General features: G+C 69.8%; 5 protein-coding genes. 3 read left to right on the top strand and 2 right to left on the bottom strand.

Going from position 1 to position 10,497, the window contains the following annotated elements; all coding sequences use genetic code 11:
• Positions 1-47 precede the first annotated feature (47 nt).
• Positions 48-1,043 (bottom strand): ABC transporter substrate-binding protein, encoded by a 996-nt coding sequence (locus OG490_RS36470; RefSeq protein WP_330300557.1) that lies wholly within the window; start codon positions 1,041-1,043, stop codon positions 48-50.
• A gap of 522 nt (positions 1,044-1,565) precedes the next feature.
• On the opposite strand from OG490_RS36470, the gene araB reads away from it, so the two are divergent.
• Entirely contained in the window at positions 1,566-3,260 is a 1,695-nt protein-coding gene (gene araB, locus OG490_RS36465; RefSeq protein WP_330300556.1) for a ribulokinase, read from the top strand.
• A gap of 82 nt (positions 3,261-3,342) precedes the next feature.
• Complete coding sequence (gene araA / locus OG490_RS36460; RefSeq protein WP_330300555.1) at positions 3,343-4,854, top strand: L-arabinose isomerase; 1,512 nt, start codon at positions 3,343-3,345, stop codon at positions 4,852-4,854.
• A gap of 156 nt (positions 4,855-5,010) precedes the next feature.
• Here the strand turns inward: araA and OG490_RS36455 are convergent, their stop codons facing one another.
• A complete protein-coding gene (locus tag OG490_RS36455; RefSeq protein WP_330300554.1) occupies positions 5,011-7,938 on the bottom strand; it encodes a glycoside hydrolase family 48 protein in 2,928 nt (975 codons plus the stop codon).
• 671 nt (positions 7,939-8,609) lie between these two features.
• On the opposite strand from OG490_RS36455, the gene OG490_RS36450 reads away from it, so the two are divergent.
• On the top strand, positions 8,610-10,382 hold the full coding sequence (locus OG490_RS36450; protein WP_330300553.1) for a glycoside hydrolase family 6 protein: 1,773 nt from the start codon (positions 8,610-8,612) through the stop codon (positions 10,380-10,382).
• Positions 10,383-10,497: the final 115 nt, after the last annotated feature.

Genomic DNA, 10,497 nt, shown 5'->3' with positions numbered 1-10,497 from the left:
AGGAGGCGCCGAAACCGGGCCTCCTCCCGCACCGGAACCCTGCTGCGTCAGTAGCTCCGGGACGGCAGCGCGGCCGCGGCCTTGTCCTGCGGGAAGACGCCCTCCTGGGTCTCGATGCGAGGCGGCACGCTCTCACCCGCCGCCACCTTCTTGGTCAGCTCCATCAGCTGGTCACCGAGCATCGGGTTGCACTCCACCACGACGTTGATCTTGCCCTCGGTCATCGCGACGAAGGCGTCCTTGATCCCGTCCACCGAGATCACCTTGATGTCCGTACCGGGCTTCTTGCCGGACTCCTCGATGGCCTGGATGGCACCGAGGGCCATGTCGTCGTTGTGGGCGTAGAGGACGTCGATGTCCTTCTGGGACTTCAGGAACGCCTGCATGACCTCCTTGCCCTTGGCGCGGGTGAAGTCGCCCGTCTGCGAGGCGACGATCTTGAACTTGCCGTCGGCGTGAATGGCGTCGGCGAAGCCGGCCTTGCGGTCGTTGGCGGGTGCGGAGCCCGTGGTGCCCTGGAGCTCGACGATGTTGACCGGGCCCTGCTCGTTCGCATAAGCGGCGGTCAGCCACTCGCCCGCGGACTTGCCCTCCTTGACGAAGTCCGAGCCCAGGAAGGTCTTGTAGAGGGAGGTGTCCTTGGTGTCCACGGCGCGGTCGGTGAGGATGACCGGGATGCCCGCGTCCTTGGCCTCCTTCAGCACCGTGTCCCAGCCGGACTCCACGACCGGAGAGAAGGCGATGACGTCGACCTTCTGCTGGATGAAGTTGCGGATCGCCTTGATCTGGTTCTCCTGCTTCTGCTGCGCGTCGGAGAACTTGAGGGTGATCCCGGCCTTCTTCGCCGCCTCCTGGACCGACTTGGTGTTGGCGGTGCGCCAACCGCTCTCGGCGCCGACCTGGGCGAAGCCGAGCGTGATCGTCTTGCCGGCTCCCCCCTTGGCCTCCGAGGGGGAGCTGGAGGCGGGGCTGCTGGTCGAGCAGGCGGTCAACGAGGAGGAGAGAAGGGCGGCGGTGAGGACGAGAACTGCTCTGCGAGCCATGTCGGGGTCCTTTCAGGGTGTACGGGAAGAGGCGCCGCACGGCCGGGGCCGGGCTTTGCCCGCCAGGAGTCCCAGGAGTGCCGCGGTGCACGACGGCCGTGACGGCCGGCGTCCGGGTAGGCAGGAGAGGGACCCCCTTGAGAGGGGGGGCACCGTGGCATTGTGAGCGCTAACAAGCCAGGTTCTCAACCCCCTTGCGCACGTTACCTCCCCGTTACCGCCTCGGACGCGGCGACGAGGCGGGCCTCAATCCGCCCCCGAGGCCATCGGCCCCGCCACCCGGATTGAAGGCGCAACCCGCCTCACGTCGACAGCAGTTCGACCCGGGCCGCCGTATACGGAGGCCACGGCGCCGGTGGAGCTCAAACCTGATCCGTGCAGACCCCTTGCCTATCGACATTGTTAGCGCTCACAATGCATTGCATTGGACCACCCGGCCGACCGCCACTCCCGCGGGCGGCAAAGCCGCCCGCCGGGCCGCCCGCAGCCTGCCGCCCCACGGCTCCTTCGAAAGGCACTCCGTTGACCTCACCCCGTCCCCTCGCGCCCACCCCGCATTCCGAGGAATCGGAGCAGTACACGGTCGGCGTCGACTTCGGCACGCTGTCGGGCCGCGCCGTGGTGGTGCGGGTTCACGACGGTCAGGAGCTGGCCGCGGCGGTCCACGTCTACCGGCACGGCATCATCGACCGCTATCTGCCGCACGGCGGTGCGCCGCTGCCTCCGGACTGGGCCCTGCAACACCCCCAGGACTGGCGGGACGTACTGCATCACGCCGTCCCGCAGGCCGTGGCGGCGGCCGGAATCGATCCCGCGGCGGTGATCGGCATCGCCACCGACTTCACCGCCTGCACCGTCCTGCCCACACTGGCCGACGGGACCCCCCTCGCCGAGACGGAGCTCGCCGGACGGCCGCACGCGTGGCCCAAGCTGTGGAAGCACCACTCCGCCCAGTCGCATGCCGACCGCATCAACGAACTCGCCCACGCCCGCGGGGAGAAGTGGATCGCCCGCTACGGCGGCAAGATCTCCGCCGAGTGGCAGTTCGCGAAGGCCCTCCAGGTCCTGGAGGAGGATCCGCTCGTCTACGACACCTGCGCGCGGTGGATCGAGGCCGCCGACTGGATCGTGTGGCAGCTCACCGGAACCGAGTCCCGCAACGCCTGCACGGCCGGGTACAAGGGCATCCACCAGGACGGCGCCTACCCGAGCGAGGAGTACCTCGCCGAGCTGAATCCCCGGTTCGCCGACTTCGCGCGCACCCGCCTCGAATTCCCCCTCTCCGCACTGGGCTCACGAGTGGGCTCGCTCAGTACCGAGGCGGCAGCGTGGACGGGACTGCGCCCCGGCATCGCCGTGGCCGCGGGCAACGTCGACGCCCATGTGACCGCGGCGGCGGCCCAGGCCGTCGAGGACGGCCAGCTGCTCGCCATCATGGGCACCTCCACCTGCCACGTCGTGAACGCCCCCGTCCTCGCCGACGTCCCCGGCATCTGCGGTGTCGTGGCCGGCGGGATCGTCGAGGGGACCTACGGCTACGAGGCCGGCCAGAGCGCGGTCGGCGACATCTTCGCCTGGGTACTGGACCAAGGCGTCCCCTCGGACTACCTCACCGAGGCCGCCGACCGCGGCGAGGACCTGCACACCCTGCTGACCCGCAAGGCCGCAGGCCAGCCGGTCGGCGGACACGGACTGGTCGCCCTCGACTGGCTGAACGGCAACCGTTCGGTCCTCGTCGACCACCACCTCTCCGGGGTCATCGTGGGCCTCACCCTCGCGACCCGCCCCGAGGACGTCTACCGCGCGCTGCTCGAAGCCACGGCGTTCGGCACCCGCGTCATCGTCGAGGCCCTGGAGACCGGCGGCGTACCGGTGTACGAGTTCATCGTCGCCGGCGGACTGGCCAAGAACGAACTGCTGATGCAGATCTACTCCGACGTGCTGCGCCGCCCCGTTTCGCTCGCCGCGTCCGACCAGGGCCCCGCCCTCGGGTCGGCCATCCACGCCGCCGTGGCCGCCGGCGCGCACGCGGACGTGCGCACGGCCACCGCCGCCATGGGCCGTCGGCTGCCCGCCGTCTACACGCCCGACGCCTCCCGGGCAGACGCCTACGACGCCCTCTTCGCCGAATACCGGCTCCTGCACGACCACTTCGCCGTCGGCGGCCTGCTGCACCGGCTGAGGAGCATCCGCGACACGACCCACACCGGGGGCTGACCCCGCCCCGCTGTCCGCACCCACTTCCCCACCCGCCCGCCGCCCTCACCCTCGTAGCGGGACGTCACCTTCAGGAGTCCATGTGCCCAGCCCTACATCTCCCGCCCAGGAAATCTGGTTCCTCACGGGCAGCCAAGGCCTGTACGGGGAGGAGACCCTGAAGCAGGTCGCCGAACAGTCGCAGCAGATCGCCACCACCCTGGCCGAAGCCTCCGGCATTCCCGCACGTGTCGTGTGGAAGCCGGTACTGACCGACGCCGACGCCATCCGCCGGACATGCCTCGACGCGAACGCCGACGACCGGTGCATCGGGCTCATCGCCTGGATGCACACCTTCTCGCCGGCCAAGATGTGGATCGCCGGACTGGACGCGCTGCGCAAGCCGTTGCTGCACCTGCACACCCAGTCGAACGTGGCCCTGCCCTGGGACACCATCGACATGGACTTCATGAACCTCAACCAAGCCGCCCACGGGGACCGCGAGTTCGGGCACATCCAGGCCCGTCTCGGCGTCCCGCGCAAGACCGTGGCCGGCCACGTCAGCGATCCGGTCACGACCGCACGCGTCGCGGTCTGGGCGCGGGCGGCCGCCGCGCGGTCCGAACTGGCCACCCTCAAGGTCGCCCGCTTCGGCGACAACATGCGCGACGTGGCCGTCACCGAGGGCGACAAGGTCGAGGCCCAGCTGCGCTTCGGCGTCTCCGTCAACACCTACGGCGTCAACGACCTGGTGGAGGTCGTCGACAGCGCGGACGAGAGCGAGGTGGCCTCCCTCGTCGAGGAGTACGCGGACCTGTACCACCTGGCGCCGGAACTGCGACCGGGCGGCGAACGGCACGACTCGCTGCGTTACGCGGCCCGCATCGAAGCCGGCCTGCGCACCTTCCTCGAAACGGGCGGCTTCGGGGCCTTCACCACCAACTTCGAGGACCTGGGCGGACTGCGCCAGCTGCCCGGCCTCGCGGTCCAGCGGCTCATGGCCCAGGGCTACGGCTTCGGCGGAGAGGGCGACTGGAAGACCTCCACCCTGCTGCGCGCCCTCAAGGTGGCCGCCACCGGTCTCCCGGGCGGCACCTCCTTCATGGAGGACTACACCTATGACATGACTCCCGGCAACGAGCTCATCCTCGGCGCGCACATGCTGGAAGTCTGCCCCACCATCGCGACCGCCAGGACCAGCGTTGAGATCCACCCCCTCGGCATCGGCGGGCGGGAGGACCCGGTGCGCCTGGTGTTCGACGCGGCCCCCGGCCCGGCCGTGGTGGTCGGGCTCGCCGACCTCGGCGACCGCTTCCGCCTGATCGCCAATGACATCGACGTGGTGGCACCCCCTCACCCGCTGCCCGCCCTGCCCGTCGCCCGCGCGGTCTGGCGGCCCCGCCCCGACCTGCGGACCTCCACCGAATCCTGGCTGACGGCCGGAGGACCGCACCACACCGTCCTCAGCACCGCCCTCACCTCCGACCACCTCGACGACCTGGCCGAGATGCTCCGCGTGGAACTCGCACTCATCGACGAGACCACCACCCCGAAGCAGTTCCGGCGCGATCTCCGCTGGAACCAGGCGTACCACCGGCTCGCCCTGGGCCTGTGACCCGCTCGAAGCCCGGCGCGTCCCCCCGTCACGGACATCGACGCGGCCCGGGCTTCCCGGAGAGCGTGTGACGGGTGGACGCGTAGAGGCCGGGCAGGCCCTGAGGGCCTGCCCGGCCTCGTCGTACGCGGAGCCGTCTCCGGGCGGGGCGCTCTGTTATTCGAGCAGCTGCGCGTACGAGCCCATGGCCAGGGCGATGTCCGCCTGGGCCCAGAACCGGTGGTAGGTGAAGACGGGCGCGGCGCCGCCCGCCAGGTAGGCCTCGACCTTCGGCCAGGCCGGGTCGTTCTTGTAGAAGCCGCGGATCGAGGCGAAGGTGGACGAGGAGTTCACCGAGTCGCCGTTCGGCATCTTTCCGGTCCACGTGCTGGGCACGTACACCGGGTCGTTGAAGCGCTTGTAGTCGGTCCGGGTCTCCTGAACGGAGAGGCCCAGCGGGTCCTGGTGGTGGGCCCACATGCCGTCGAGCAGGGCCTTGGCCACCCGCTTGGCCTCGGCGTTCCCGGACTTGGCGGCGTAGTAGGTCAGGGTCTTGGCGTACGCGGCGGCCACACCCACGTCGTCGGTGTAGTCGGCGACGGTGACGTGCAGGCCCGCGTTGGCGCCGGGAGCCGACGCGTTCCAGGTGTCGGGGGCGCCGGACCACTTGAGGGTGGAGGGGATCCGGTAGGTGCCGTCGGGGTTGATCGTGGTCTTCGACAGGGCCCAGCCGACCCACTTGTCGAGCACGGCCTTGGCGCCCGCGTCGCCCGTCTGCTCGTAGAGCTCGGCGACCCGCTCCATGGACCAGGCCTGGAAGCCGAACCACTGGTTGGACGGCGGGTCCTGGTAGACCGGCTTCTCGTCGTAGAACAGGCCGTGGAAGGTGGGGGTCCCGGCCGGGGGCTGTGCGTAGCGCCCCTGCCAGCTGTTGGTGGCGCCGCCCGCGATGGCGCCCTCGTCGGACTGGAGCCAGCGGTAGAACTCCAACTGCCGGTCGAGGCTGGTCGCCCAGTCCGTGGCACCGGTCGGCGACTTGGGCTTCAGCGGGGCGTACTCGCTGAGCGCGTAGGCGGCGAGGGGGTTCTGGTATCCGCTGTGCGCGTGGCTGGAGCCGATCCGCCAGGACCAGCCGGCCGCGGTGTCGGTGGCGCCGCCCCAGGCGTAGTACCAGGACATCAGGTAGTGCGCGCTGTCCTTGCCGGTGCCGGCGGGGCAGACGGTCGGGCCGACGCAGTTCCCGGCCTTCTTGAAGTACTTGTCGAACATGGAGTACCGCAGGTAGTCGCCCATCTTGGCCGCCTTGGAGACGGTCGCGGTGACCTGCGTTCCCTTGCCCTGTTCCTTCGCCCAGACATCGGCCCAGTAGGCGGCCTGGATGGCGCGCGCGTCGGCGTCCGGTGCATCGGTGAACTTCCACTGCTTGGCGTAGGAGGCGTCCCCGGTGAAGAGGTCGAGGTAGCCGTTCTTGCCGCCGTAGGTGAAGTTGTCGCAGGTGGGGTGCGGAACGGTCTCCCAGACCGATTCCTCGGGTCCGCGCTGGAAGGTGTTGATGTACGAGGGCCCGGTCGCGGTCGGTCCGGCGGAGCACTTTCCGGGCTCGTTGCCGTAGCCGTAGACGTTGTCGACGTCCTGGAGCCAGTGCATGCCGTAGATGTCGTCCGTGCCGTACGCGCTCTTCAGCTCACCGGCGATCGGGTCCGCGCCGGCGGCGACTCCCCCGTCGAGCTTGGCCGGGTACTGCGAGGGGAGGTCCTGCTCGGGTGCGTAGGTGGCCGGCTTGGAGGCGTTGTAGGAGCCGGTCGTCGGCTGGTCGGCGTGGGTGGGGATCATGAACTTCTCCATGGTCTCCCACGCACCGTTGAACTTGGTCCAGTCCCCGGTGATCTTCCCGTACATCGCCTGCAGCCAGATCAGATAGCTGTAGGCCTCCGAGGTCGTCTCGTGCCCCTGGTCCGGGGCCTCCACGATCAGCGTCTCGACGGAGTGGTACGGGACGCCCTCGGGCGAGAAGTAGCCGTTGGCCGGGTTGGTGATCTTCCCGTACAGGTCGAGGAAGCGGGCGTCGTACGTGGAGTCGGCGGCCAGCTCGGCGACCGTCACGTCGGCCTTCGCGTGACCGGGGGCGGTCACGGTGAAGACGGCGGATCCGCTGCCGGCGGTCCCTGCGGTGACCGTCACCTTCTGGGCGGTGTTCCAGTTCGCCGGGGTGAACGTGAGCGTGGCGGGTGCCGCGGAGAGGTCGGTGTTGCCCGAGGTGCGGGCCACGGCCACCGTGACGTTCGCGGCCGGCTGCTTGGAGAGCTTCAGGTCGAAGGTGCCCGTCTCCCCGCGGCGTACGGAGAGCTGCGCGGGGGTGGCGACGAGCGCGGGGCCCGCGGCGACGGAGATGCCGACGGGGGCGGACTCGGCCGAGGCCCCGAGGCTGTCGTAGGCCTTGGCGTAGAGGGAGTGGGAACCGGCTGCGAGGCCGGTGGCGTCCAGGGTGAAGGGCGCCGTGGTGTCCGTGCCCAGGAGCGTGGTGTCGCTGTAGAACTCGACCTTGCCCACGGTGGCGCCGTCGGCCGCGGCGGCGGTGGCGGCCAGCGGGACGGGAGTTCCCGCCGTGTAGACGGCGCCCGCGGTGGGGCTGGTCAGGACGGCGACCGGGGGCTGGTGGGCTCCGGTGCACGGGGTGCCGTTGACGGCGAAGGAGGTGGGGGCGGCGTTGGTCCCGCTGTAGCTGAACTGGGCGCCGGCGGTGACGGCCGCGCCGGCGGCGACGGTCTTGCTCCAGTCCGGGGCCGCGACGCGGACGCTCTTCCCGGACTGGGTCCAGGTGCCGTTCCAGCCGTTGGTCAGCTGCTGGTTTCCGGAGTAGTCGTAGGTGAGGGTCCAGCCGTCGAGTGCGGTCGCGGACCGGTTGGTGAGGGTGAGTTCGGTGGTGAAGCCCGAACCCCAGTCGTTGTTGATCTTGTAGTCGACGCTGCACTGCACCGCTGCTGCCGCGGCGGTGGTGGCGCCGACGGCCGTGAGGCCCAGGGGGAGGGAGAGGGCCACGGCCGCGGCGGACGCGGTCAGCAGTTTGCGTCGTCCGTGGAATCCGGGTGGGGGATGTGACGACATGCGGATGGTTCTCCTCGCGGCTCGGGGAGACGGGATGGGAGGAGCGGGCTGCGCACAAGCTCTGAACCAGTGGGAGCGCTCCCACTTTGCAGACGCGCCGCGACGGCGTCAAGACGTGTGAAGAGTCGAAAGCAATCTGCGAGGAATTTACTCAACCCCTCTTTTGCTTGGCGGTACTTGGCGCTACGGTCTGGCCCCAACCAGTGGGAGCGGTTCCATCACTCGGTGCGCCGTCAGGGCGCACCTCGCTGCAAGGACTCGCTCGTTTACACCCCCGCGCCTGTCAGCACTGCTCGGCGGAGCAGCGCTGACCTCGTGCGACGGCGGTACCCGCCGGCATCGGCCACGAGGCCGGCGGCACGAAGGACCTGGTGCAGGCCGTGCATGCGACCGGGGCCCGCAGTTTCCTGCCGGTCCCCGGGATCGCCTACAACGACCCGAGCCAGTGGCTCATCCGTTCCCCCACCCCCGCTTCGGTCGCGGACCGGGTCCCCCGGTCGCGGGCGAGAGCGGCGAGCACACCGGACACGCGTTCATCGACCGCGCCGCGGCACGGTTCCGACGACCGCACCCGCTCCGTACGAGGACACCCCTCCGCACCACGGAACCCCCCCATTCGGCACCGGGTGCGCGACCGCCTGCGCGCCCTGAACTGAAAGGCACCCCCCGAAATGAGCCGCACCATCCCCCGCACCGCCCTACTGGCGGCCCTCAGTCTCGTCACGGCGGCCGGCGCCACCGCCACCGTGTTCGGCACCAGCGCCGGAGCCGCCACTGCCGGCTGCAAGGTCGAGTACCAGATCACCAACCAGTGGAACAACGGCTTCGGCACCAACGTGACCGTCACCAACACCGGTGACCCGGTCGCCTCCTGGACCCTGGAGTGGTCCTACGCGAACGGCCAGCAGGTCACCCAGGGCTGGAACGCCACCATCACCCAGTCCGGTTCCGCGGTCACCGCGAAGAGCATGTCCTACAACGGGTCGCTGGCCACGGGCGGTTCGACCTCCTTCGGCTTCAACGGCTCGCACACCGGCACGAACGCCGTCCCCGCGACGTTCAAGCTCAACGGCGTCACCTGCAACGGCGCAACCGACCCGACCCAGCCGCCGACCACTCCCCCGACCACTCCCCCGACCACCCCACCGACGACACCGCCCACGACGCCGCCGACCACACCTCCGCCCACCGGCGGGAAGGTCGACAACCCCTACGCCGGCGCCAAGATGTACGTGAACCCCGAGTGGTCCGCCCATGCCGCCGCCGAACCGGGCGGCAGCAGGGTGTCCAACCAGCCCACCGCGGTCTGGCTGGACCGCATCGCCCTCGTCACGGGCACGAGCGGCACCATGGGTCTGCGCGACCACCTCAACGCGGCCCTGACACAGAAGGGAAGCGGCGAACTCGTCGTCCAGCTGGTGATCTACAACCTGCCCGGACGAGACTGCTCCGCGCTCGCCTCCAACGGCGAACTGGGCCCCACCGAGATCGACAAGTACAAGACGCAGTACATCGACCCGATCGCCTCGATCCTCGGCGAAGCCAAGTACGCGGGGCTGCGGATCGTCACCACCGTCGAGATCGACTCACTGCCGAACCTCGTCACCAACGTCTCCGGCCGCCCCACCGCCACCGCCAACTGCGACGTGATGAAGACCAACGGCAACTACATCAAGGGCGTCGGCTACGCCCTGAACAAGCTCGGCTCGATCGCCAACGTCTACAACTACGTCGACGCGGGCCACCACGGCTGGCTCGGCTGGGACGACAACCTCGGCGCCTCCGCCGAGATGTTCAAGCAGGCCGCGACCGCCGAGGGCTCCACGCTCTCCAACGTGCACGGCTTCATCGTCAACACCGCCAACTACAGCGCCCTGAAGGAGGACAACTTCAAGATCGACGACTCCGTCAACGGCACCTCCGTGCGCCAGTCGAAGTGGGTCGACTGGAACCGCTACACCGACGAGCTGTCCTACGCCCAGGGCATGCGGACCAAGCTGGTCTCCCTGGGCTTCGACGCCAACATCGGCATGCTCATCGACACCTCCCGCAACGGCTGGGGCGGCGCCGCCCGCCCGACCGGACCCGGCGCACTGACCAGCGTGGACACCTACGTCAACGGCGGCCGCTACGACCGCCGCATCCACCTCGGCAACTGGTGCAACCAGTCCGGCGCCGGACTCGGCGAACGACCGCAGGCCGCCCCCGCCGCGGGCATCGACGCCTACGTGTGGATCAAGCCCCCGGGCGAGTCCGACGGGGCGAGCAAGGAGATACCGAACAACGAGGGCAAGGGCTTCGACCGGATGTGCGACCCGACCTACACGGGCAACGTGCGCAACGGCAACAGCATGTCGGGCGCCCTCCCCGACGCCCCGCTCGCCGGCCAGTGGTTCTCCGCCCAGTTCCAGGAGCTCATGAAGAACGCCTACCCCGCGCTGTGACGCAGGGCAGGTGACGAGCCCGGAGCCTTACGGAAGCATTCCCTTCCGCAGGGCTCCGGGCCTCGGCCGTCTCTTTCGGATCCTGCCGGGCCCGCGGTGGGGGGCGGCCGGCGGG

The sequence above is a fragment of the Streptomyces sp. NBC_00503 genome, from assembly GCF_036346895.1.
Lineage (GTDB): Bacteria > Actinomycetota > Actinomycetes > Streptomycetales > Streptomycetaceae > Streptomyces.
This window is presented reverse-complemented; position numbering and strand designations above follow the sequence as displayed.

Excerpts from the sequence above, each read along its gene's own strand:
- OG490_RS36455 (WP_330300554.1), bottom strand. The coding sequence starts at position 7,938 with ATGTCGTCACATCCCCCACCCGGATTCCACGGACGACGCAAACTGCTG.
- OG490_RS36470 (WP_330300557.1), bottom strand. The coding sequence starts at position 1,043 with ATGGCTCGCAGAGCAGTTCTCGTCCTCACCGCCGCCCTTCTCTCCTCC.
- OG490_RS36450 (WP_330300553.1), top strand. The coding sequence starts at position 8,610 with ATGAGCCGCACCATCCCCCGCACCGCCCTACTGGCGGCCCTCAGTCTC.